A 23953-nucleotide genomic window follows, 5' to 3' on the forward strand; every position below is an offset into this window, starting at 1 on the left:
GGTCAGACCCCCTTTGATGTTTCTTTCATTTTCCCTTCTGTTCTAAAGGATTTGCCTGCCTACATATGATGGGATGATGAATAACTTCTGAGGGGGAGGAAAAATGAGCGGCAGAAATTACTTAAGGTGGTCTCAAATTCCTTATCCAGGAGAGCTATATCCCCCAATGAATGCTGTTACGCCTGAAGCAGGATCGTGGCCGATGTTTTTTATAGCATGGAGAGGTCAAGAATTCCTGGATCCCTTTGGGCAGAAAATACGATGGAATATTAAAAACCCAAATACGATTAATTGGGAAAGTGAGCTAATCATAGTAAAACAAACACTTCAAAACCTAACACCTCAGCAGATACGTATTGCTCAAAGCTGGGGCACAGGTGAGGTAAGTAAACAGGTCTTGCCAGTCATATATAACATGATGGAAACATATGAACTTGCCTCTACGAAAGCTGCCAGGTTTTTAGGTTTTTATCACGCGGCTATTAATGATGCATTTGTAATGGCATGGCACTTTAAGTATCTTTGGGATGTGGCACGTCCATGTCAATATGACCGCAATTTGGTCCCCGTTTTGTTCACACCTCGTTTTCCGGGTTATCCTTCAGCACATGCTGTTATGGCTGGCTGCTCAGAGATAATATTAAGTTATTATTTTCCTCAAGAGAGGTATCGGATCAATCAATGGATGGAAGAGTGTGCGATGTCCCGTCTATATGCAGGAGTACACTTTAAAGTGGATAATGATGAGGGTTTATCGCTCGGCAGGCAGCTCGGGCAGATTGTTGTAAACCTGATAAAATCGCAGAATATATAAAGAAAAACCGGATGCAACTAGACTGACCTAGTCATTTGAGACAATAATAAAACACCCTTTAGGCTGCCATACTACCAAATTCAATTGGGGTGTGGTAGCCTAATTTTTCTTGGATACGTTCTTCATTATAATACTTCATGTATTGATCTACTTGTTCCCTGATTTTATCCATCGACATAGAATTAAACTTCACATACTGAAATCCTTCAGATTTTAGATTTGAATGGAAGGACTCGATAACCGCATTATCCCAACAATTTCCCCTTCTGGACATACTGCTAATCAATTTTCTTTCGTTTACTAAATGTTGATACGTATAGGATGTATACACACTTCCTTGATCAGAGTGAATAATGACCCCTTTGGGGTTCCCTCGTGATTCCAAAGCTGCTTTTAACGTATCTGCCACAAGAGGGGTTTGTTGATGGGTATAGAGCTTGTAAGCCACAATTTGATTATTAAATAAATCCATTATGGTTGATAAGTACAATGTGGTTGAACCATACTGAATATACGTTATATCTGTTACCCATTTTTGATTAGGCAAAGTTGCTGAAAAATCTCGCTGTAAAATGTTTGGTGCGACAATGATTGATTCCCCTTGAGATTTCCACTTGCGCTTTGGTTTTACACGGCACTGTAGATGATGCTTTTGCATAATACGTTGAACAGAATTTCGATTCAAACTAATTTGATGTCGACGCTTTAGTAAATTCTTAATTTTACGATGACCATAACGATAGTTAGTCTGTTCACAAAGGGAGATAATGGCCTGCTCTGATTTAGACAGTTCATCAGATGGAGCAGACAACCAACGATAGTATGTGGATCTTGGAACGTTTAAAGCGCATAGAACAGCCGTAACTGTGTACTTTTTTCGTAATCTTTTTACTAAACGGAGAACTACTTCTTTTTCAGCTCCTTTTCGATCTCCAAATACTTTTTTAAAATCTCATTCTCCTGTTTATAGTGATTGAATTGACGTTCTTTCTTTTCCTCTTCACTAGCTGAATCAGGCCCTTGACCATAAGAGTATTGCTTGCCTATTGGCTGATTAAACCGATGTACTTGATTTTCCCGATACCATTTCATCCATGTTTTTATTTGAGAAACATTTTTAATGTCATACTTATTCATGATTTCTTCATTCGTAAATTGGCCACTCATTTTATCCTTAACTACAGCCCACTTTGTTTCTTTTGAATAAACGTTTTTGCCCACGCAAAAACACCTCCGATTATCACTTTTAATAAGTGTATCATTTCGAAGGTGTTTTATTGTGTCCCATTTATCTAGGTTAGTCTACAACATCCGGTTTTTTAATACCCTCGATAAACATATTCCTCTTTAGGCTTGTCAATTTCTTTCCAGCTTTCCACTTTTACATAAGGGATATCAGCTTTAAAGGGCTGATAATACATCGTTTCAATGGTGCCATCGACTTCGATCCACTTATCGTTAGGGAACGTAGTCCCTTTTGGGAATTCAACCATCATGCCGAAAACCCCAGAATCTGCAATACAATGAATTACACCAAAACGAAGAAGAAAGAGTTCATTGCTTTTATTTTTCGATTGATCCTCAGCGTTATAGGTAAAACCCTTAAACTGAACATCCTTTCCAAGGAAAATCCCTGGCTTGTAATAGATGCTTTCCATCCCTTTTAAGTAGTTCTTGTCATTAAGCACGACTTTATCGCCTTTTGTAAAAGGCTTTAACTCTTTATCCATAATGGTGTTGTAGCTTTCTTTCCCGTAATACACACTGGTATCAGGTTTTAAAAACTGGTGCTCTCCAAAATCACCTTCGTTCTCGAGACCTTTAAAGTGAAATCCTTTTGTTTTAACTGTCTCTGAGTCCAGAGAAGCGATAGGGAAAAATAACCCTGATATGATTGGGAAAATCAGAATGCTATTCACCGTCACATTTCTTAATCGGGACGGTTTTTTGTGATGATCGTGGCCGCAATCAGGCACTGCGCATGCTTCGTCATGCTGATGATCATCGTCTTCGCTTTTTCCGTAAATATAGAACTGGACAAGCGTTAGAAAACCTAAGATAAAAATAGCTGAAAAAGAGATATAAGAATATTTCATGTTGATGTATTTGCTGATATCACCTGTGGCATGCAGATGCATAAACAAAAAGGTAAATCCGATTAAAATAAGGATGCGTATCATTTAATGGCACCTCCTTTTTATAAAAATAATGATCCGATCAATACAAGCACAGTTATATATCCAATAAGACTTAGTACTAATTTTTTCTTAAAAGCAGCGAGCATCATAAGCACATTTTTGATATCAAGCATCGGTCCATAAACTAAAAACGCCACGATGGAACCTATTGTAAAGGTGCTTTGGAATGAGGAAGCAATAAATGCATCGGCTTCAGAACAAAGAGATAATACGAAGGCTAATCCCATCATAACAAGGGATGAAGACACTTCCCCTTGTCCAATCGCTAAAAGCGTTGATGTCTTCACGTACGTCTGCATTCCAGCAGCAATTAAAGCACCGACCACGAGGTACTTTCCAACTGAGAAAAATTCTTCAACCGCATGTACAAACGTACCTTTAAGTTTGTTGAAAAATGAAACAGGCTGTGCTTCGATTGTTGCAGCGGTTTCGTTAGCTGCTGGATTCTTGGACAAATGATGAATCTCGTTTTTAAGGACTTTTGCATTCTTAAATTGAACAGCTAGAAGAAATCCGACTAATACAGCAACAACCATCGCGAGTCCGCCTCTGTAAATCATAACGTCCCACTGATTTCCGAAAGCAACAAAAGTAGAAAATAAGACAACAGGGTTAATGATAGGACCTGTAAGCATAAATGGAATCGCTGCAAAAACAGGAACCCCTTTTGCGATCAGCCTGCGTGTGATGGGGACGATACCGCACTCACAAGCAGGGAATATCGCACCTAAAAAAGCTGCAAATAAAACAGCCAGCACTTTATTTTTCGGCATGATGCGTGCCACCATTTCTTCGGTAACAAACATCTGAATAACTCCGGCAATGAGCACTCCTATAAGAACAAAAGGGAGTGCTTCAATGAGGATGCTAATAAATACCGTATTCATCTGTAAAAATGTTTTGTCGAGCATCGAATATCCTCCAAACTCGTAACTTCTTTAACGTACAAAATATAAATTTAAAAAACAAGTTAATAATCAACTAAGCATATACACTATAACTCAAATATCAAAGGAAAATAAATGGTAAATGAAGAATTAGAATAAAATGGGAAAAGGGGACTGGTCCCCCTACAATTTATTTCCCACCACGAAATCGAGAAAAGGGTGTAACAGTATGAACCATTTTGAACTGCGACCGAAGCAAAGATCTTCATTTCGAATTTCACTAGGCAAAAAGTATTATACCTTTAAGAGATTTCTTGAATGGTATATAGATAAGAAAACGTACGCTAAAACCATAAAAAAAGAAAAACTGCCTTTTGTCAGTTTTTCACATCAAACCATTCTTCTTCGGAAGCTTAAGGATGTTGAAATGTGGTATCAGCATAATAAGGTAAAGAACCTTAAAATCGCGATACAGCGTTTAAATGGGATACTTATAAAACCAGGGGAAACTTTTTCGTATTGGAAAGGTATTGGTACGACAACGAAAGCAAAAGGGTATGTGGATGGAATGGTGCTTTTTTATGGAAAGTTCAAGAAAGGTACTGGGGGAGGACTCTGTCAGCTTTTTAATCTGATTTACTGGATGACTCTTCATACACCGTTATCCGTTACTGAACGTCATCGGCACAGTTATGATGTGTTTCCAGATTCTAAACGAACACAGCCGTTTGGAAGCGGAGCGACGTGTGCATATAATTACTTGGACCTGCAGATCACTAACCATACAGAAAATACCTATCAGCTCCATCTATATTTAACTGATACACATCTAGTGGGCGAATGGCGGTCAGAGCAGGAGCCTTTACAAAGCTACGAAGTGTATGAGAAAGAACATTGGATTACACCTGCATATTGGGGAGGCTTTCTGCGCCACAACATGATTCACCGAAAAGTGTTTAACCGTCAAAAACAGCAGATTGACGATGAATATGTAACAGAAAACCATGCCATCATGATGTATGAACCTTTACTTGAATCCAGTCAGAAAGAAGCATGAAAAAAACCTTAGCCGAATTCGAACAGGCTAAGGTTTTTTACTTAGCTTATAAATTCTTTAATCCGGTAGCTAGGTTTCAGCTCCTTAATTTCACTTTTCGTTTTAGCTCTTCTCTTGAAAATATCACCTTCCTGAATTATTGTAAATGAATGCTCAAAGATTATGACAAAAAGGGTAATGATAATAAAAAGAGATGAGAGAAGGGCTGCCTATGATTCGCACGTTAGCGGTAGTTGATCAAAAAGTAATAATAAATCCGCCTTTAGAGCGTTTAGATGAAATCCAGGCAGACTGGGTTTGGGTAGATTTTGACAGTCCGATAAAAAAAGAAACGAACCTGCTGCGATCGTTTTTTGATTTCCACCCGCTAGCTGTGGAAGACTGTGTAAATAACTTGCAGAGACCAAAAGTAGAGTTTTATGAAGAGCACTTGTTTTACGTCGTACATGCACTGGATGAAAAAACTCTGGAAGCTACAGAAGTAGATTTCTTTACAACAAAAAACATGGTGGTCACTTTTCATAAAACAGAAGTTCCTGAGATCGATTTTGTGTGGAACTATCTAAGAGGTTTAAAGTCTGTTCCGCCTGAACTTGGGAAAAATGAACTCATTCATAAATTAATGGACAAGCTTGTAGATATGTATTTTCCGATCATGCATAAACTTGAAGAGCGCGTTATTTCGATTGAAAGCAACGAGGATGATGAAGCACCTAAGCTGATCAACCAGATCTTTGATATTCGTGCTGATCTTCTTTCATTGCGGAAGACCGTGGTACCTATGCGGGAACTTCTTTATCGAATGCTGGAGTCAAAGCGCGTTGGCCTGGATGCAGATGAAAGGTCCTACTTTCATGATATCTATGATCACCTTCTGAGATTAACGGATATGATGACCTCTGCCCGTGAGATGACGTCTGATATTCGTGACAATTATATATCTCTTAACTCATACCGGATGAACAACATCATGAAAACATTAACGGTAATCACAACAATCTTCATGCCTTTAACCTTTATTGCAGGTCTCTATGGGATGAACTTTGTTAATATGCCAGAACTGAAATCTGAAAATGGGTACTTTTATGTGCTGGGGATTATGATTCTATTAGGAGTCATGATGTCATTATGGTTTAAGAAAAAAGGCTGGTTTGAACAGGATTAACTCACTGTTTAAAACCCTCTGAACAGGGGAACCTACTTGTAAAGAACCCGTTTGGAGGGAAACAGATGAAAAAAGATATTATCGGTACATATTCAAGAGAAGAAGAGGCAGTTGGGGCTATTAAAGCACTTGTTGAAAAAGGCTACAAGCCGTCTGAAATTTCGATCGTCGCTAAAGATGATGAAATCGTTGACAATGTGGCAGATGAAACACATGTGAATGAAGAAAAAGTGCTGGATGATGATATGGATAGTGCTACATATGGCACCATCGCAGGTTTCTTAACTGGCATCGGCGGGGGAATCGCCGTTCCTGGGCTGGGTGTTCCAGGAGTAGGACCGCTTCTTGCCGCAGGTCCTTTTGCAGCGATGTTTGATGACGGGGAAAACGATATGAAAGAAATTCTTTTGAAAATGGATGTGTCAGAAGAGGAAGCAGATCGTTATATGCAGGATTTAGAAGACGGAAAAATTATCGTGATGGTCGAACATAAATAATCGTTGAAACGAGGGTGCCTGAAAGGGTGCTCTTTTTTATTCGAATAAAATACAAGCTTAGGGAGAAAATAATCTCAAACTTTGACCTAAGCAGGGTGATGCTATATGTTACGTCGGAAAAAGAGAACAAGTTATACACTGCTTCCTTTATTGGGCCTTGTATTTACCGGTGGATTTTTTGCGTTTTTAACATTAATCAGAAATAAAGAGCCTTACCGTTCACTTGATAAAAGGTGGAGTCGTTCCATTTATGACTCGAATACCTTTTCGAATCCATTAATGGTGTTTTTTTCTCGAATGGGATCAGGATTTTTCACTGTACCTCTTGGCTTAATACTGTTCTTCAGCTATCAAAATACAGGGAATCGAGACAAAAGCAAATTAATTCTTTTTAATGTGATTGGTATAAGAATTTTGAATGCACTTTTTAAACAGCTGTTTAAAAGAAAGCCTCCGGAATGGGAAAGATTAATTAAAGCAAGCAAGTATGGCTACCCAAGTGCACATACAATGAATGCTGCAGGGTTTTACGGATTAGTGCTCTTTTTATCGGGAATGTGGAGAAACTTGTGGGCTCTTTTAGTATCATTCGTTTTTTTGATTATGATTGGAGTCAGCCGTGTGAAGCTGGGAATTCACTATATTCTCGATATGATTGCTGGACTGGCCGGCGGTTTGTTTTTAAACCTGCTAGGCATTAAAACATACAAATGGCTCTTCAGACGCTGATTTTTTTGCAGCGTCTTTTTGCTTGAAACTTTTTCCATTATAAAAACGTTATACAAAGTAGAGAGAAAAGGGGGAGATATTGATGGGGGCGATGTTAGATATTGTTTTTGCAATTATCATTTCCGCTGGTATCGGAATGTCCATTTATAATTTTTTTAAGAATATAAATGATAAAAAGAAATCAGAGCCGGTGTATGGATTATCATATAGCGGTGAATATACGCAAAAGAACTTTTGGACGAATAAGATTGTAATATTTGTGATTATTACACAAGGATTTGGTTTCTTAAAATTGTCTTTAACCGTAAACATAATGATGCTTTGTTTGATTGTAATTCTTACCCTTTTATACTTTACACAAATTTTGCGAGGTGCGATCGGTAAGAACGGCATTGTGTCAGCAAAACATTTTTATGAGTGGAGACAGGTTGATTCTGTTGAATGGATAACAGGTCTGCAAGCAGAAAATCCAGGATATCCTAGCTGGGGGCTGGTTCGCTTTCATACAGGCAGCCGTTACGTTGAGTTTATTATTAAGAAAAAGGCAGAAGAAGAAGTACGGTCATTTGTAGAAGAGAAAATGAACTTCGCAAAAGCGAACTAGTTCAAAGGATTTGTTTTTGTTGTAAAAGGTATTCTGTTTTTTCCCTCGAATAAGTTAAATGTAAAAGGGAAAAGGTGGTTTTAAATATGAAACCATGGATCAAAGCAGGGTTAATCACAGCTGGTGTAATCGTTCTTGTCAGCACATTTTTTATTGGTAACCAAGCAGAAAAAGCAGTGGTTCAGCAAGGCAGCTTTAATACGGATTCACTTTACATCGTCAGTGTTTTATTAGGAGCTTCTCTTATAGCTGTTGGTTTAAGGATTAAAGGTAATAATAAAAATAAAGCAATAACCCCAAAGAACAGTGCGAAATAAGCACTGTTTTTAACGTTTTTTGTAGGTCATTCCAATCTTTTGTATAATACGAGTAGTTAACTATTAATTGTGTCAGAGGAGACAAACATGAAATACGAAGATTTTAAAGAAATTGTACACGGCAGAAGAAGCGTCCGTAAGTTTACAGATGAAGGTGTTGCAGAGGAAGATCTATACGAAATCATGGATTGTGCCCGGTATGCACCCAGTGACACAAACTCGCAGACGTGGGAATTTATTGTGATCCGTAATAGAGATAAAGTGAAAAAGATTGAAGAAATGACTTGGGATGCCATTCATAAACTTGCGGCAAAAGCAGAAGAGAACGGAAAGACGAAGGAAGCGAAACTGCTGACACGTTCATTTGGTCCATATGCTACTGCATTCTCGGGAGCTCCCGTTTTAATCATTTGTTTAGCTACTCCGTATGAATCTAAATTCCGTGAAAAAATCTTTGATCCGATCGAGCTTGCAGAAGATGCCGTTTGGGAAGAAGAAGGCATCAAGAGCAGCTGTCTTGCTATCCAGAACTTAATGCTCGCAGCCCACGCGCGCGGTCTAGGATCATGTCCGATGACGGGTCCTGTTTTATTAGCACAGGAGGCCATCCGTGAATTTTTAGATATTCCTGCTCAAAAGCAGATCAATATGGTAATCTCACTCGGCCATCCCCAAGACCAGCCAAAAAAACTGGCTAGAAAAGCAGTTGAAGAGATAGTAACGTATGTAGATTAATATGAAACCGGCTATCTGGGTTAGTTATTGACCTGGAGCAGCCGTTTTTTTGTTTTATAAGGGAAATTGGAGCTCGTTCGCGAGTATTTATGCTCGCTGAACGAGCGCTTTTTGAGATTTATGAGCGCTATTCGGAATTTACGAGCGACATCTTCATCAGAAAAAAATGGAAAAAGGATTTTTTTCGACACTTAGCGAATATATGCAGGATAAAAGTATGATGAACAAAGAAAGAGGAACATCTATGAAAGAAACATTTGATTTAATAGACTTTGCGCTGCAAAAGAGCGGGCTTGAATCTCTTAAAGATACCACGCAAGTTCAATACTTAGGTGAAGGCGCATGGCATCAGGCATATCTTGTTCAGCTGCGTGTTGGAGAAGCAGTTGTTGTAAGGTTTCCAAAGGCGGAAGCTTACGGGAAGAAGGTAGAGTTTGACGAGGCGGCAGCATATGCAGAATACGCAGGAACAAAAGCCTATTACGAACTGGCAAACAGCGTGAAACCTGGTATCTGTCCGGAGTTTTTTCATTATCATGTTGAAAAAGATAAGACGTTTACCGTTGAATCATATGCTGGAAAAGCGATAAAACTTGAGAGCTTTACGTTCATGGAAGCATTTCAGGCTGGTGCAGAAATGGGTGAATTTTTCCGAAATATGGACACTGCCCAGCACAGTTTAAAGGGATTCGGATACTTGAAATGGAATGGTACAGCTGTTGAAGGACAGTTTCAGTCGAGTGTCACTGATTTTATGAAGGAAGAGAACGAAGAGTACTTAAGCGATTTTAAAGAGTTCATCCAAAACTATGATCAGCCGATTCTCCCATTTGCAACGACTCATTTAGAAGAATGCATGAATAACAGGGAGATTGATGAATCACACATTATACTTACAAACCAGGATACCTCTCCTGAAAATATATTGCTTCATGCAGATGGAAGGATAAGTCTTATCGACCCCGTTCCGCTCCTATACAGCGGAGATTCTTTAGCTGGTAACTTTATAAACAATTATCACACACTGTATCCTTCATTTTTTAATGCACCTCGTTATGCGAAGCATCAGTTTGACCGTTTTGAAGAAAAGCTGCAAACCATAGCTGACGGATTTATGGAAGGCTATTGTAATGGTGATGCTGCTGTAAGGAGACGGGTGAAACAAGAGGAATTTATTAAACTGACAAGCTTAACTGCTTTTCAGCAAAAAGTCTTGCATTCTGACATGACGTTAGAACAAAAAATTCGTTACGGCGAAAAAGCTGCAATCGCCAACAGAATTCCTGTACTTGTTAAAAGAATAGAAGAATTTCAATGGGAAGATGAAAAAAGCGGAACGAAGTTGGCATAACGCGCATAGCATAGGCATATTCTTAATTTGAAAACTGACAGTTGAACGATAAGCTTTTTGTACGACTTTTAAAAGTTTTCAAAAAACGGTTGACTTTTAAAAACCGAATGGACTATAATCCTATTCAAGAACAATACAAACATCAACACGTTAATGTGTTAAACATAATTTGATATCTCTTATCCAGAGAGGCGGAGGGACTAGGCCCGATGAAGCCCGGCAACCAACAAACCACATTCGGTTTGGAAAGGTGCCAATTCCTACAGATCATTTTTCGATCTGACAGATAAGAGGAGGCCAAAACCCTCTTCTTAGGAAGGGGGTTTTTCTTTTTTTCCTCTTCTAAACTTCACAACAACTTCATCTCAAATTTTTATTTTTCATTTTAAAAATTGAATATCGTTCAAGGGAAAAGTTATAACCTTTATCCCTAGTTTTCCTATACATTTTATCGATATAAAACACAAAAAGGAGAGATTTATATGACAAAATCATTTGATGGATACGACATTGACACATTGCTTTTACACGGAGGGCAAGCGCCTGATCCAACAACAGGCTCGCGGGCTGTACCAGTCTACCAAACAACGTCTTATGTTTTTTCGGATACGGACCACGCACAGAGCTTATTTGCTCTTGAAGAGCCAGGGAACATTTACAGCCGAATCGGTAATCCGACAGTTGACGTATTTGAAAAAAGAGTAGCCCTTCTTGAAGACGGAGTGGCCGCAGTGGCAACTTCTTCAGGTATGTCAGCGATCGCGCTAGCTATATTGAACATTGCAGAAGCGGGTGATGAGATCGTAGCTGCAACAAACCTTTATGGCGGCACTTACAATCTATTTTCTATTACTCTCCCGAAATACGGAATCAACGTAAAATTTGTTGATGCCGAAGATCCAGAGAATTTCAGAAAAGCCGTAACTCCGAACACTAAAGCGTTCTTTGCTGAAACAATCGGTAATCCCAGTTTGAACGTACTTGATATTGAAGCTGTTGCAGATATTGCACACGAAAACGGAGTGCCGCTTTTAATCGACAATACGTTCGCAACTCCATATGTCACAAAGCCATTAAGCTGGGGAGCAGATATTGTTATTCATTCAGCTACGAAATGGATTGGCGGACATGGTACAGCGATCGGCGGGGTGGTCGTTGATGGCGGACGCTTTAATTGGAACTCAGAAAAATTCCCAGGATTCACTGAACCGGATCGCAGTTATAACGGTTTGAGATATGCGGTTGATTTTGGAACACTCGCATTCGCTACGAAACTTCGGGTTCAGCTTTTACGAGATTTTGGTGCTTGTTTGAGCCCTCACAATGCATTCCTCCTTTTACAAGGATTAGAAACGCTGCACCTTCGTGTTGAAAAACATGCGAAAAACGCGCAGGAGATCGCAGAATATCTCGATAAGCATCCTGCAGTAGATTGGGTTTCATACCCTGGGCTTGAGGAACATCCAAGTCATGAGCTGGCTAAAAAATATTTAAGCAACGGTTTTGGTTCGATCGTGAACTTCGGAATAAAAGGCGGGCGTGATGCTGGGCGTAAAGTGATCAACAACATCTCATTATGGTCACATGTAGCGAACGTTGGTGATGCAAAATCTCTGATTATCCATCCAGCATCTACAACTCATCAGCAATTAAGTGATGAAGAGTTAAAAGCGACCGGAGTAACTGAGGAACTTATCCGTTTATCAATCGGTCTTGAATCAGTAAAAGACTTAACGAACGATCTGGACCGGGCGATTCAAGCAGCAACGGGGATCGGATCGAAAAAAACAGAGATTACGATCAATGATGAAGGTGTGATTCGCTGGGCATTGCAGTCCTCATTATACAGAGCAGTTGAAAACGGCCAGGAGATTCAGCGGCCAAAGACACTTGCAATCGTCGGGTTAAGTTCCAATCCGGCAAGACCTAGCCACAGACTTGCACGCAAAATGCAGCGTCTTGGATATAAGATCGTCCCGGTAAATCCGAGAGAAACGGAAGTGCTCGATGAAAAAGCTTATCCAGATCTAAAGTCCATTCCGTTCCCGATCGATGTTGTTCAAGTGTTTAGAAGTCCTGAAGCAGCTATTGAACTTGCGAAAGAAGCTGCGATCACCCAGCCAAAAGTATTCTGGCTTCAAGAAGGAGTCATTTCACCGGAAGCTGCGAGGATCGCAAAAGAAGCGGGAATTGATGTGGTTCACAACAGATGTACCTATAAGGAAGCGCAGCGTTTAAGAGGTACGATCGCAACGTATGCGTGTGAAGTATAAGAAATAAAAAAATAAAAGCCAAAAATAGAGATAACAAAAGTGGAGGGAAACTGATTATGAAGAATTGGTGGAAAGGAACGCTGCTCGTTAGTTTAGCAGCTGCACTGTTATTAGCGGGCTGTTCGAGCTCAGCAAAAGAAGGAGAAAAACCAGAAAAGATCAGATTGGATTACGCGTTCTATTCGCCAACAAGTCTGGCACTTAAAAAGTTTGGCTGGGCAGAGGAAGCATTTAAAAAAGATGGCATTGAAGTAGAGTGGGTGCAAAGCCAGGGAAGCAATAAAGCGCTGGAGTTCCTGAATTCCGATAGTGTGGACTTCGGTTCAACTGCCGGAGCTGCTGCACTTATTGCAAAAGACAAAGGTGCACCTATCGAATCTGTATATATCTATTCACAGCCTGAATGGACCGCATTGGTAGCAAAAGATGGAGGCCCGATTAAGGATGTAAAAGATCTTAAAGGAAAAAAGGTAGCGGCAACCTTCGGAACAGATCCTCACATCTTTTTATTGCGTGCTCTAAGTGAAGCTGGACTTTCAGCAAAAGATGTTCAGATCGTAAACCTTCAGCATGCTGATGGTGCAAACGCTCTAATCAAAGGTCAAGTAGATGCCTGGGCAGGACTTGATCCGCATATGGCAAGAACAGAGTTAGAATCTGGAGGAAAATATATCTACCGAAATCCAGATTTTAATACGTACGGAACGCTGAATGTTCGCTCAGAGTTTGCTAAGAATCATCCGAAGCAAGTGGAACAAGTGATTGAGCTTTATGAAAAAGCAAGAAAATGGACACTGGAAAATCCAGAAGAAGCAGCAAAACTTTTATCTGAAGAGGCGGGGATAAAAGAAGATGTCGCTAAAAAACAACTCGAACGAAATAACTTCTCGGAACCTGTTCCAGGATCACAGCACGAAAAAGCTATATCGGCTGCAGGCGAAGTACTTCAGACAGAAGAGATTGTCAAAAAGGATACAGACATCCAGAAACTCGTAAAAGAATTGATTAACCCTAAGTTTGCTGAAAAAGTAATCAATAAATAACACAGAAGGAAGGAGGAAGTGCCAGTGATTTCAGAAACTCAAAAATGGAAAGCGGGAGAGAGAGCAGCTGCTGCTAAGCTCTCTTCTCCAAAAGGTTTATTCAAAAAAGGACGCGGTATCGTTCTTGGTTCAATTTTGCCAGTCGTCCTGCTTATTGCTTGGGAGCTGGCTGCGAAAGCTGGATTGCTGGCGCCTCACCTGCTTCCAGCACCAAGCGTTATTTTAGAGAAGATAATAAGCATGTATAGGGATGGTTCTCTATTCGGTCATGTTTCTATTACGTTAACACGCGTGTTCTTAGGATTTGCGATTGGTACAGGAGCCGCGGTTGTGATTGGAGCCGTCGTCGGGTATGCCAAAACTGCTGAACAGCTTCTTGACCCATTGTTTCAAGCGGTTCGTTCCATTCCTTCTCTCGCATGGGTACCGTTGTTTATTTTATGGATGGGAATAGGTGAACCTTCCAAGATCTCATTGATTGCAGTCGGCGTGTTTTTCCCGGTGTATTTGAATATCGTGGCAGGCATTCAAGGGGTTGACCGAAAGCTGATAGAAGTAGGCAAGATTTATCAGCTATCTCCATTTCAGCTGACGAAACGCATTATTTTACCAGCAGCATTGCCATCTTTTATTACAGGGATGAGAAGCGGTCTAGGACTTGGCTGGATGTTTGTTGTCGCAGCCGAACTGATGGGAGCAAGTGAAGGATTAGGGTATTTGCTGGTCGTCGGCCAGAACACGTATTCACCAGACACGGTCATTGCCAGTATCCTGCTTTTTGCCGTATTAGGGAAAGTGACAGACGCGATACTAAAATGGATTGAATACCGCTCTCTTAAATGGCAGGACAGCATAAGCAACCAAGCGTAGAAGGAGGGAAAACAGATGCTTCAGATTAACCGTTTAAAACGGACGTTTAACAATAACCAGGCTGGATTTCAGAACATTAATTTTTCCGTCGATAAGGGAGAAATCATCGGGATCTTGGGCACAAGCGGATGCGGTAAAAGTACACTGCTGCGTGTGCTTTCCGGACTTGATTCGAACTACGAAGGAAAGATTTCATCAAAAGATGGAAACGACAATATTGGAATGATGTTTCAGGAACCGAGACTTCTGCCATGGCTGTCTGTTAAGAACAACATCTCATTCGGTTTAGAAAAGGAAGAACGAAATTCAAACAAATATCAAACGTATTTAGACCTTGTAGGATTGACTGGTTTTGAAAATCATTATCCGAAAGATCTCTCTGGCGGGATGGCACAGCGGACAGCAATCGCGAGAGCGCTGATCACAGATCCTGAGGTATTGCTTTTAGATGAACCCTTCAGCGCACTAGACGCATTTACAAAAATGCAGCTGCAAGATCTCCTTCTATCAATCTGGCAAAAAAAGCAAACGACGATGCTGCTTGTCACACATGATATTGATGAAGCTCTCTACCTTTGCGATCGAATCTTCATCTTAAAAGGGCAGCCAGGAGAAGTATTTGCTGAAGTAGCTGTTGAGAAACCAAAGCCGAGGACGCGTGGAGATGCTTATCTATCAAAACAGAAGGCACATATATTGAATCTATTAAATGTTGAAAAGAAAGCAGCAGGTGACGAGCGATGACAAAACTAGCAGCCATTGAGCCTGTAAACGGGACCTATAATGTTGTGACTGACAGAGATGACGCACCATTTTCATGGATCTCCATAACAGAAAAGTTTAACAGAAGAGATGACGGAAGGACGAACATGGCGTATGAATGTGTGGACCGCCATGTGGAAGAGGGACGCGGTGAGAAGGTTGCTCTTCATTACTTGGATGATTCACAGGAATTTAAGATCACTTATCAGGAACTCAAGGAAACAACAGATAGATGGGCAGCAGTGCTTTCCAAGCATGGTGTAAAAAAAGGGGATTTCGTATTTGTCTTTTTGCCAAAACACCCTGATTGCCATATTGCAATGCTAGCAGCTATTAAACTAGGAGCAGTTGTCGGTCCTCTGTTTGAAGCATTTATGTCAGATGCAGTTAGAGACCGCATTGCAGACTGTGACGGAACTTTTTTAATTACAGACCAAGACCTCAATAAGCGCGTTCCACGGGATGAGCTGCCGAGTCTCCATACTGTCTTTTTAACAGATGGAGCCGGTGAAAACGGAGAGATTTCGCTGCAAGAGGAGCTTAATAGAGTAGGAGATGTTGGAAGCCAGATAGAGTGGGTCGATCCTGAACATGGTTTGAATATCCATTATACCTCTGGTTCAACAGGAAAGCCGAAAGGAATTATACACGCTCACCGCGCGATGACACAGCAATATTTAACAGGCCGGTGGGTGCTTGATATACAAGCGGATGACGTGTATTGGTGCACAGCGCATCCGGGATGGGTAACTGGAACGGTGTACGGAGTTTTTGCACCACTTTTAAATGGAGCAACGATCGTGGTTCATGGCGGACGTTTTAAAGCAGAACAATGGTATGAAACGCTGCAAAATGCCGGCGTAACCGTCTGGTATAGTGCTCCTACTGCGTTTCGGATGCTGATGGCAAAAGGGAATAAGCTTCCTGAACAATATGATCTATCGAAACTGCGTCATATTTTAAGTGTCGGTGAACCGTTAAATCCAGAGGTTATTTATTGGGGAAAAAATATTCTTGGAAAAAGAATTCATGATACGTGGTGGATGACAGAAACGGGTGCGCAGCTTATCGTGAATCTGCCGAATGAAACGATCAAGCCAGGATCGATGGGAAAAGCGTTTCCGGGAATTACGGCAACCGTTTTAGATGAAGAAGGAAAAGAACTGCCTCCGTTTTCTGTTGGCCATTTAGCGATCAAGGCACCTTGGCCGGCCATTATGAGGGAAGTGTGGCAGAACGCTGAGAAGTATAATTCATATTTTGGATGGGGTGACTGGTACGTTTCGGGTGATCTTGCTTACCGTGATGACGATGGCTATATCTTTTTCCAAGGACGTTCGGACGACATGATCAATTCATCTGGTGAAAGAATCGGTCCGTTTGAAGTCGAGAGCAAGCTCATTGAGCACGAAGCGGTGGCTGAAGCAGGAGTGATTGGAAAGCCTGATCCGATCCGGGGAGAAATCGTTAAAGCATTTATTGTACTGAAAGATGGCTATTCACAGAGCAGTGATCTGTTAGAAGAGATCCGTGTCTATGTTAGAGGGGAGCTTGCGGCACACGCTGCACCGCGCGAGATCGAAGTGGTAGAGGAACTCCCGAAAACAAAGATCAGCGGAAAAATTTTACGAAGAGAGCTGAAGGCCCGTGAGTTACAAAAACTTGCTTGAAACAAACCGGAAAGTCGGCAAGGTGAAAATCGGTGATTTTGCCTTAGAGTCTGGCCAAGTAATTACGGATGCTGAGCTGGCATATGAGATAACCGGAAATACGAAGGGGCCAGTGCTCCTTCTATGTCATGCTCTTACTGGAAATCAGCATGCATACGGTTCAGAAGAAGAGCCAGGCTGGTGGAGAGGACTGATCGGACCCGAAGGATACATTGATACAAACCTCTATCAGGTGATTACATTTAATGTTCTTGGAGGATGCAGCGGTTCAACAGGTCCAGCGAAGGTTAATCCGGAAACCGGAAAGCCTTATCACAAAACGTTTCCCTTTGTTACGGTCCGAGACATGGTTCGTGCTCAGCGCCAGGCATTAGATGTTCTAACCGTACCAAGACTTTTTGCTGTTTTAGGCGGTTCCCTTGGCGGCATGCAGGCGATGGAATGGGCCGTTCAGTATCCATATTTTATGGAAAAAGTATTCATTTTCGCAGCTACTCCATTTCTAAGTGATTATGGTGTAGGTTTTAACCGGATGGCGATCCACGCGATTGTGAATGATCCTGTCTATAGAAGCGGCAGGCGAGCTGAAGGAGAAAGATTAGTAGGTTTGGAAATTGCAAGGATGGCGGGACTTCTAACGTACCGTCAGCCGAAGCTCTTTAATGAAAGATTTCAAAGAGAAGTACGTGAGACAGATATTGAAGGGAAGCCTTATTTTCAAGTGGATTCTTATTTAAATTATCAAGGGGAAAAATTGACGAAACGATTTGATGTGGACAGTTATTTGACCCTTTTATATGCGATGAATGCTTATGATATCGGTGATAAGCTTGGGGGCTGGAAACGTGCAGCCTCACAGATTCAGGCGGAAGTCCATGCTTTTGGATACGAAGGCGATCTGCTTTATCCGCCAGAAGTGATTGAGGGCTTTGTTAAACACACGCGTTATGGAACTTTTTATTCGATTGAAACAGACTTTGGCCATGATGGTTTCTTAGTAGAATTCGAAAAGTGGGGACCTTATGTAAAGAATGCATTAGATCAGGAGAGGAGGCTGCAATATGGCACCTATTAAAGCGGCATTGCTTGGTTTTGGAACAGTCGGGCAAGGTGTTTATGAAGCGTTGAAGACTCACAGGGAACAGCTGAAATCTGTACTGGGTGAGGAAGTCATTATTGAAGCCATCTTAGTAAAAGATGGTGCAAAAAAGCGGGATGTTGATGAACATATCCTTGTAACGACTGACTTTGATGAAGTTTTAAACATTCCAGACCTGCAGATTGTTTTCGAAGCTATTGTGGGAGAAGAGCCAGGATTTACGTACTTAAGCAAAGCCATTGAAAAAGGGTGCCGCGTTATCACGGCTAACAAAGTGATGTTTGCCAGGCACGGTAAAACATTGCTGGAAAAGGCAGAAGCAGCCGGGGTTTCAGTAGGCTATGAAGCAACGACAGCTGGGGGAACACCGATTATCCGCAGCATTTCACAGCTCTTGCAAGTGAACGATATTCTCTCGGTCGAAGCTATTTTAAATGGTACATCTAATTATATTTTGACTAACATGCGAGAAAAAGGTTCAGCTTTTGAAGATGTGTTAAAAACAGCTCAAGATCTTGGATATGCAGAAGCTGATCCCGTTAATGATGTAGAAGGGTTTGACGCTTTTTATAAGCTCATGATTCTTAGCGAATTGTCTTTTGGAAGTTCTCCAAACTGGGATGAGGTAGAAAGAAAAGGAATTACTGAAGTTTCATCTGAGCAGATTGAAGTGTTTACCCGCTGGGGCTATAAAGTGAAGCATTTGGCGCGGATCAGAAGTGACAGCGGTCTATTCACAGCATCCGTAAAGCCAGTGCTTGTAGATTCTGAACATCCTCTATACGGAGTGGAAGATGTTCAAAACGCAATCATGGTAGAAACTAGTCTTGCTGGCAAAGTGACTGTTCAAGGTGCCGGCGCAGGCAAACTCCCAACGGCAAGCGCGATGGTTGAAGACTTAACTTACGTGCTTCAATCTCATTCAGGAGCAGCTGTGAGGAAGAAGCAGTCAGTATTGAAAGTTGATTCTTCGAGTAGTGAATCTGGCAGTTCTTCTTTAGTAGGGGAATATGTCGTAATCGGTTCTTCCGTTGGTTTTAATGGTTCGGATGATATTCAGCTGTTAAAACAAGATGTTAGAGGAGACTTGGTTTATTTACTGATCAGATGTCACGAAGAAACAGCTAAATCGTTAAAGGCAAATTCAGAGCTTGTTGTTTATGAAGTGGCAGGGAAATTGAAACCAGCAGAAGTTAAAGTCGAAGATAGAGATCTCGTGCTTCAAAGAGTGATTAATCTTTAAGGTGATAGCCTCATCAAGTGGTTGTTGAAAACATTGCAGAGTGTCTCCTGCAGTGTTTTGTGTTTGGTGTGCTGGATGGCTGGATGAGTGGAAAAACTCAGAAGGCACTCATAAATTCCGTAGGGCGCTCATAAACATCGTATCGCGCTCATAAATTTCAGATGGCGCTCATAAATCTCCGAAGACGAGCATAAATGAACGAAATCCACTCAATACGTATATAAAGCTGGCTCAATAAATGAATATCGAGCCAGCTTTTACTTATTTTTTATCGTAAATTATTCATTTTCTGCCTCATACTCCTCATTCACAACAGTAAATTCGTCAATTAAATTTCCATCAGAAGAGGTTGTTGTAAACGTTATACGACCTTTATCTACATGTGCACTCATAGAAACTGCGATATTGTCTGTGTTAACAAAATCGAACTTCTCATCAACCACAGCATCATAATGCTTGTTACCTGTAGTTCCTGCAACGACATATACAGTTCCATTTGAATCTTCTTGTCCATTTTTTAATTTCTTTGTTCTGCCATAAGAATGATCATGGCCCGAGAAGACGATGTCTATTCCTAATTCATCAGCTACTGGCGGTATTTTTTCTTTCATCGATTCGTTTCCGCCAAACGGATTGGTGTAATATGGAGGTTGATGGGTGACAAGGATTTTCCATGGCTTATCTGAATGATTCATATCTTCTTTTAGCCATTGAAGCTGCTGATCTAAAACATTGGCATTTGTTGAATAACCTAAGACACTGATGTGCATGTTATTGTAGTCGACGGAATACGTTCCGCCTTTATCAATCTCAGGTCCATTTTCCGGGAAGTTTAAGATCGCTTTTGCCAGCGAACCATCGCCATCTCCCATATATTCATGGTTACCCAGAGCGGCAACTAAGTCGGTTGAATTAATATTTTCGTATTTGTTAAATACTCCTAGCGTTTGATCCCATTGATTGAACTTTGAAGATTCATCAATTATATCTCCAACATGAATCATGAACGCTGATTCTTTTTTATCCAACTCCCCAAGAATTTTGTCTAAATGACTTAAGTCAGAAGGGGACTGGGTATCACCTAATACGGCAAAATCAAAGGTTTGCTTTCTTTTTAAAGTAGTAAATTCCTTCAACTCCGACCAGTGTTCACCATCACCTACGCGGTAAACATAAGTCGTGTCTTGCTGAAGCTTTTTAAGTAATACTTCATTAACCCTTACGATCCCATTTTTCTTAATATCCAGTTCACCACTGAAAACCTCATCACTTGAAGATCCGACTTGCTTTATAAAAATAGAGGCACCTTTTCTTTCAAAGTCATCCTTCTTAGCGTATTGGACGAAAGCTGATTGATCCAATGCAAGCGGGCTTGACATCCATGTGAATCCTTTTGTTTGATACGGGTTGCCCGTGGTGGTAGAAATGATATTCTTAAATTCAGATTCACTAAGTAGGGCAGGGTAAGACTGGGTTTCGGTTTTAAATGAATACTTTCCGTCTTTAACTGCATATAAAGTGATTTTCTTAATTTCATCTGTGAGAGATTCAACTCGAAGTGTACCGTTTGAGTCTGTCGCTCCAAGTGAAATTTGATCTTCTTCTCCTTCAATAGCAGCTAATATCTCTGCATTCTCTACGGGTCCACCATTGTTATCTTTAACTGTAAGAAGTGTTGATTTTCCGATTAATATGGGTTCATGATCCAATCCAAATGCTGCTTTAATAGGTATACTTACAGGCTTCATTGAAAAAGTGGAAATGAAATTTTCTTCCTTTGGTGCACTGTAAATAATGTCTCCTTTTAATAGTTCGTAAGTTAATTGGCTGCCTTCCTTCGTTGTAGCAGGGACTTCAACTTTTATCGTGGCAGCATCGGCACTTTCAGCCGTTTCACCTGAATTTACCAGATCTAATGTAAGGATTCCAGTTTCATCGTTATAACTTGAAGTACTTGACTTGAAGTGATCTGAGAACAGAACTTCTTTTACAGGATAGTTTTTATCGATCTTCATTTGAATAGAAGAACTTGAGAGTTTATCGTTTTGGACTGTATTCAACACTAGGTTCAAATCAGCTCCTAAATATGCTTGTTCCTGTCCGTGATGAATTTCAATTTTTGCAGATCCTGTATTCATTGTAAAATAACTTGTATGAATCGCCTGATTTCCAAACTTATCGGGCACAATCAGAGTTACCTTATGAGTGCCGTCAGCCCATTTATAGCCGCTTAATGAAACAGAACCGTCCATGTCGTAAGAAAAATGTCCTTCTGCTTTTGCGTAGTCTACGCCATCCACAAGAAAACGAATTTTCTCCCAGTCAATACCCGTTTTAAAAGGATCTTCTTCATATTCGTTTACTTTTGCTGTGATCGTAACTTCGTTAGCTGTAAAGTCTTTTCCGTCCGTATTAACGGAATGTATAACCGGAGGGAACAGGTCATCCACTTTTTCACCGTATACTGCCCGGATATTATCAAAATAGATAGACCCTTTCGTCATAGGACCTGTTATACCTGACTTCGTAGACATCATTCTGATTGCCTGTGTTCCTGAGATTTTAAATGGACCGGTAAAAGAAGACGGAATTTCTGCCTCGATATATTTCCACCCAGTCCAGTCAATACCTGGGTTTTCTTCGGTAAGGTTAATGGTCTGATTTTTACCATTCCCATAAACGATATACATTCTGAGCCAGTATCCTTGTGCTTCTGGTGTTCCATAAACCCACATTCCAATACTTGAAGGATTGCCTTCAATTGCTGTATGTGAGCCAGAACCTGCGTAAACACCTAGCGTGGTTCCTTTTTGGGCATTTGTAAAATCAAAATCTAACTTTAAAGACTGTTCATCGAATCGGACTGGATCAGGATATTCAGATAGGGTCAACATTCCTTTTTCACCGCGATTGGCAGTCGATGTTTTCCAGTTTCCTAAACCATTTTCAAAATCATATAAAACGATCGGGAGCTGTCCAACCGTTACGTTTATGCTTGCTTCAAGAGATGAACCTTTTAAACGGGCTGTAATGGTGCCTTTGCTATTTTGATCACCGGTATGAAGAACCCCATTTTCATCAACAGTTCCCATTCCCTCAGGTATTTCAAATTCAATATCCTGCAAATTCCACTTCACGTTTCTTTTTTGAAAACGAGTCATGAGGTCTAATTGTGTATCGCTGTTTCTGGCTACGGTAAGCTCATTTGAACCAAAAAACATTTCATCCGGGTTTTCAATTTCAATGATACTTCTGCCAACCTCTAAACCATCATGTTTTAATAGGATATGAAATTGACCGGTTTTTCCATTTGAAATGAACTTCTCATTTTCCATTGTTCCAAAAGAGGAATCAGATAACTCCCAAGTCAAACCATTGTCAGGGAGCGGAGCAGAGGCAAAAGACTTGTCCCGTCCTTTAGCTTTGAATTCTATTGTTGATCCCGGGGTAAAAGATTTGTCGTATGGTTCAACGTATGCTGAATGGAAAACGTGATCAGAAGGTTCTTTTGTTACAACAAGCCAGGAGTTTGCGACACCTCTTTCGTTTCTGTCAGAAGGCTGATTGTCGACTTCAAGATCGTCACCGCCAAGCTGGCGTGTTGTAAATGTTGATGATCCTCCACCGTCCAGATTAAGTGCATGAACTGCGCCAAGATCAATCATTAGTTGTGCTAAGTCTTTCATGGAAATGCCAGCTGAATAGGGTTCCTGCCGTCCATCAATAACTGCGAAGAAAACATCTCCGTCTTCTTTTATTCCGACAGCCGTTCTAGGTTCTTTATCTTGTCCAGTTTGTGGGGTTTGATAGATTTGTCTATTTTTAACGAGGATTGCATTGCCGCCAAGTGCTTCTTTTAGTTCATTTTTTACTGCTTCATAATCAGTGGAGTTACCGATAATCGCGTCACCGTCTTTCTTTATTCCAAAGAAATTCCACGTACGGCCGTTGTAATCTTTAATGGCTCTTCCATCCTTATAGACGATTCCATGCGGTTCACCGGTAGCCATGTTATAGAAGTCTGCATTTACAGCTGCAACTACTTTGTGGTTTTCTCCATCTGCAGCATTCGCTTGTGCCCGGACCGGCTGCAGACCAAAACCGTCTCCATCATTAGGTGTACCTGCTTCTATTGCTACATTAGGATTATGTACATCAACGTCTACTACAAAACTCTCAATCTTTTTACCTTCTTTTCCTTCAAAACTATAGTGCTTTTCTTTTACACCTGGAGCCAGGTCTGCACGGTATTCATTAATAGGTGTTTGAACAATTTCAGATGTTAAGTCGAACTCTCCTAAAGCCGATGTTAAACCTGGTGAGATTGTACTGCTAATGACTGATAAAGCAAGAACAGAGGGGAGCATTTTCTTTTTCCAACTATTTTTCATTTCTTCCTCCTGTAAACATTTTTTTGGACTTGCAAGTTTATTCATACAGGTTTACGATAATGGAAAAATATTAATTTACTGTTATTAATTTGTAATTATGTTATATAGTTATACTAAAAAACTAACTTGCTAGAAACAATAGGGCGAAAGTTGTTCAATTTTAATAGGTTAGGAGTCACATATACGAATATGTTTATTTTCTGGCGAAACCCTAATGTTTAAAAGACCTGCCCTCCTAAGAGTGCAGG

At 40.7% G+C, this 23953-nt stretch carries 20 protein-coding genes and 1 riboswitch; of the genes, 16 read left to right on the plus strand and 4 right to left on the minus strand.

Annotation, left to right across the window (positions count from 1 at the left end):
* Positions 1 to 103 precede the first annotated feature (103 nt).
* Complete coding sequence (locus ABE41_RS04490; RefSeq protein WP_083207660.1) at positions 104 to 814, plus strand: vanadium-dependent haloperoxidase; 711 nt, start codon at positions 104 to 106, stop codon at positions 812 to 814.
* A 58-nt stretch (positions 815 to 872) separates the two neighbouring features.
* Here the strand turns inward: ABE41_RS04490 and ABE41_RS20520 are convergent.
* From ABE41_RS20520 to ABE41_RS04510, 3 genes are all read right to left on the minus strand, one after another.
* Positions 873 to 2035, minus strand: a protein-coding gene (locus ABE41_RS20520) for an IS3 family transposase (protein WP_156774220.1) whose coding sequence is annotated in 2 segments (ribosomal slippage) — positions 873 to 1759 and positions 1759 to 2035 — 1164 coding nt in all. Because the reading frame shifts where the segments join, the coding sequence is not laid out codon by codon here.
* A gap of 98 nt (positions 2036 to 2133) precedes the next feature.
* Positions 2134 to 2994, minus strand: a complete 861-nt coding sequence (locus ABE41_RS04505) for a TIGR03943 family putative permease subunit (protein WP_066286913.1) — start codon at positions 2992 to 2994, stop codon at positions 2134 to 2136.
* Between the two features lie 17 nt (positions 2995 to 3011).
* Complete coding sequence (locus tag ABE41_RS04510; RefSeq protein ID WP_066286915.1) at positions 3012 to 3923, minus strand: permease; 912 nt, start codon at positions 3921 to 3923, stop codon at positions 3012 to 3014.
* A 205-nt stretch (positions 3924 to 4128) separates the two neighbouring features.
* Here ABE41_RS04510 and ABE41_RS04515 point away from each other — a divergent pair, with 205 nt between their 5' ends.
* The 15 genes from ABE41_RS04515 (at position 4129) to ABE41_RS04585 (ending at position 19314) form a co-directional block, all read left to right on the plus strand.
* Positions 4129 to 4956 carry a VanW family protein gene (locus ABE41_RS04515; RefSeq protein ID WP_066286917.1) on the plus strand — a complete coding sequence of 276 codons (828 nt, stop codon included), beginning with the start codon at positions 4129 to 4131 and terminating at the stop codon, positions 4954 to 4956.
* A gap of 211 nt (positions 4957 to 5167) precedes the next feature.
* Positions 5168 to 6121, plus strand: coding sequence for a magnesium/cobalt transporter CorA (corA, locus tag ABE41_RS04520; RefSeq protein ID WP_066286919.1), 954 nt, complete (start codon positions 5168 to 5170; stop codon positions 6119 to 6121).
* Between the two features lie 65 nt (positions 6122 to 6186).
* Positions 6187 to 6618, plus strand: a complete 432-nt coding sequence (locus ABE41_RS04525) for a general stress protein (RefSeq protein WP_066286921.1) — start codon at positions 6187 to 6189, stop codon at positions 6616 to 6618.
* Between the two features lie 105 nt (positions 6619 to 6723).
* On the plus strand, positions 6724 to 7347 hold the full coding sequence (locus tag ABE41_RS04530; protein ID WP_066286923.1) for a phosphatase PAP2 family protein: 624 nt from the start codon (positions 6724 to 6726) through the stop codon (positions 7345 to 7347).
* 82 nt (positions 7348 to 7429) lie between these two features.
* Positions 7430 to 7951, plus strand: coding sequence for a hypothetical protein (locus ABE41_RS04535; RefSeq protein ID WP_066286924.1), 522 nt, complete (start codon positions 7430 to 7432; stop codon positions 7949 to 7951).
* Between the two features lie 86 nt (positions 7952 to 8037).
* A complete protein-coding gene (locus ABE41_RS04540; RefSeq protein ID WP_066286927.1) occupies positions 8038 to 8268 on the plus strand; it encodes a hypothetical protein in 231 nt (76 codons plus the stop codon).
* Between the two features lie 87 nt (positions 8269 to 8355).
* On the plus strand, positions 8356 to 9003 hold the full coding sequence (locus tag ABE41_RS04545; RefSeq protein ID WP_066286929.1) for a nitroreductase family protein: 648 nt from the start codon (positions 8356 to 8358) through the stop codon (positions 9001 to 9003).
* Between the two features lie 244 nt (positions 9004 to 9247).
* A complete protein-coding gene (locus ABE41_RS04550) occupies positions 9248 to 10354 on the plus strand; it encodes a hypothetical protein (RefSeq protein ID WP_066286931.1) in 1107 nt (368 codons plus the stop codon).
* A 176-nt stretch (positions 10355 to 10530) separates the two neighbouring features.
* Positions 10531 to 10647, plus strand: a riboswitch (SAM riboswitch).
* 189 nt (positions 10648 to 10836) lie between these two features.
* Positions 10837 to 12627: a PLP-dependent aspartate aminotransferase family protein gene (locus ABE41_RS04555; RefSeq protein ID WP_066286933.1), complete on the plus strand. Its 1791-nt coding sequence runs from the start codon at positions 10837 to 10839 to the stop codon at positions 12625 to 12627.
* A gap of 56 nt (positions 12628 to 12683) precedes the next feature.
* Positions 12684 to 13670, plus strand: a complete 987-nt coding sequence (locus ABE41_RS04560) for an aliphatic sulfonate ABC transporter substrate-binding protein (RefSeq protein WP_066286935.1) — start codon at positions 12684 to 12686, stop codon at positions 13668 to 13670.
* A gap of 24 nt (positions 13671 to 13694) precedes the next feature.
* Positions 13695 to 14540 (plus strand): ABC transporter permease, encoded by an 846-nt coding sequence (locus ABE41_RS04565; RefSeq protein WP_066286937.1) that lies wholly within the window; start codon positions 13695 to 13697, stop codon positions 14538 to 14540.
* Positions 14541 to 14555: 15 nt separating this feature from the next.
* On the plus strand, positions 14556 to 15284 hold the full coding sequence (locus ABE41_RS04570; protein ID WP_066286939.1) for an ABC transporter ATP-binding protein: 729 nt from the start codon (positions 14556 to 14558) through the stop codon (positions 15282 to 15284).
* Positions 15281 to 16972, plus strand: a complete 1692-nt coding sequence (gene acsA / locus ABE41_RS04575) for an acetate--CoA ligase (RefSeq protein ID WP_066286941.1) — start codon at positions 15281 to 15283, stop codon at positions 16970 to 16972. Before ABE41_RS04570 ends, acsA begins: the two co-directional genes overlap by 4 nt.
* A complete protein-coding gene (metX, locus tag ABE41_RS04580) occupies positions 16950 to 18047 on the plus strand; it encodes a homoserine O-acetyltransferase MetX (protein WP_066286943.1) in 1098 nt (365 codons plus the stop codon). Before acsA ends, metX begins: the two co-directional genes overlap by 23 nt.
* Positions 18034 to 19314: a homoserine dehydrogenase gene (locus ABE41_RS04585; RefSeq protein ID WP_066286944.1), complete on the plus strand. Its 1281-nt coding sequence runs from the start codon at positions 18034 to 18036 to the stop codon at positions 19312 to 19314. The genes metX and ABE41_RS04585 overlap by 14 nt, the downstream gene beginning before the upstream one ends.
* Before the next feature lie 278 nt (positions 19315 to 19592).
* On the opposite strand, the gene ABE41_RS04590 is transcribed toward ABE41_RS04585, so the two are convergent.
* Positions 19593 to 23705: a phosphodiester glycosidase family protein gene (locus tag ABE41_RS04590; protein WP_066286946.1), complete on the minus strand. Its 4113-nt coding sequence runs from the start codon at positions 23703 to 23705 to the stop codon at positions 19593 to 19595.
* Positions 23706 to 23953: the final 248 nt, after the last annotated feature.

It is taken from the genome of Fictibacillus arsenicus (genome assembly GCF_001642935.1).
Classification (GTDB): Bacteria; Bacillota; Bacilli; order Bacillales; family Fictibacillaceae; genus Fictibacillus; species Fictibacillus arsenicus_B.

Excerpts from the sequence above, each read along its gene's own strand:
- ABE41_RS04490 (WP_083207660.1), top strand. The coding sequence starts at position 104 with ATGAGCGGCAGAAATTACTTAAGGTGGTCTCAAATTCCTTATCCAGGA.
- ABE41_RS04505 (WP_066286913.1), bottom strand. The coding sequence starts at position 2,994 with ATGATACGCATCCTTATTTTAATCGGATTTACCTTTTTGTTTATGCAT.
- ABE41_RS04510 (WP_066286915.1), bottom strand. The coding sequence starts at position 3,923 with ATGCTCGACAAAACATTTTTACAGATGAATACGGTATTTATTAGCATC.
- ABE41_RS04515 (WP_066286917.1), top strand. The coding sequence starts at position 4,129 with ATGAACCATTTTGAACTGCGACCGAAGCAAAGATCTTCATTTCGAATT.
- corA (WP_066286919.1), top strand. The coding sequence starts at position 5,168 with ATGATTCGCACGTTAGCGGTAGTTGATCAAAAAGTAATAATAAATCCG.
- ABE41_RS04525 (WP_066286921.1), top strand. The coding sequence starts at position 6,187 with ATGAAAAAAGATATTATCGGTACATATTCAAGAGAAGAAGAGGCAGTT.
- ABE41_RS04530 (WP_066286923.1), top strand. The coding sequence starts at position 6,724 with ATGTTACGTCGGAAAAAGAGAACAAGTTATACACTGCTTCCTTTATTG.
- ABE41_RS04535 (WP_066286924.1), top strand. The coding sequence starts at position 7,430 with ATGGGGGCGATGTTAGATATTGTTTTTGCAATTATCATTTCCGCTGGT.
- ABE41_RS04540 (WP_066286927.1), top strand. The coding sequence starts at position 8,038 with ATGAAACCATGGATCAAAGCAGGGTTAATCACAGCTGGTGTAATCGTT.
- ABE41_RS04545 (WP_066286929.1), top strand. The coding sequence starts at position 8,356 with ATGAAATACGAAGATTTTAAAGAAATTGTACACGGCAGAAGAAGCGTC.
- ABE41_RS04550 (WP_066286931.1), top strand. The coding sequence starts at position 9,248 with ATGAAAGAAACATTTGATTTAATAGACTTTGCGCTGCAAAAGAGCGGG.
- ABE41_RS04555 (WP_066286933.1), top strand. The coding sequence starts at position 10,837 with ATGACAAAATCATTTGATGGATACGACATTGACACATTGCTTTTACAC.
- ABE41_RS04560 (WP_066286935.1), top strand. The coding sequence starts at position 12,684 with ATGAAGAATTGGTGGAAAGGAACGCTGCTCGTTAGTTTAGCAGCTGCA.
- ABE41_RS04570 (WP_066286939.1), top strand. The coding sequence starts at position 14,556 with ATGCTTCAGATTAACCGTTTAAAACGGACGTTTAACAATAACCAGGCT.
- acsA (WP_066286941.1), top strand. The coding sequence starts at position 15,281 with ATGACAAAACTAGCAGCCATTGAGCCTGTAAACGGGACCTATAATGTT.
- ABE41_RS04585 (WP_066286944.1), top strand. The coding sequence starts at position 18,034 with ATGGCACCTATTAAAGCGGCATTGCTTGGTTTTGGAACAGTCGGGCAA.
- ABE41_RS04590 (WP_066286946.1), bottom strand. The coding sequence starts at position 23,705 with ATGAAAAATAGTTGGAAAAAGAAAATGCTCCCCTCTGTTCTTGCTTTA.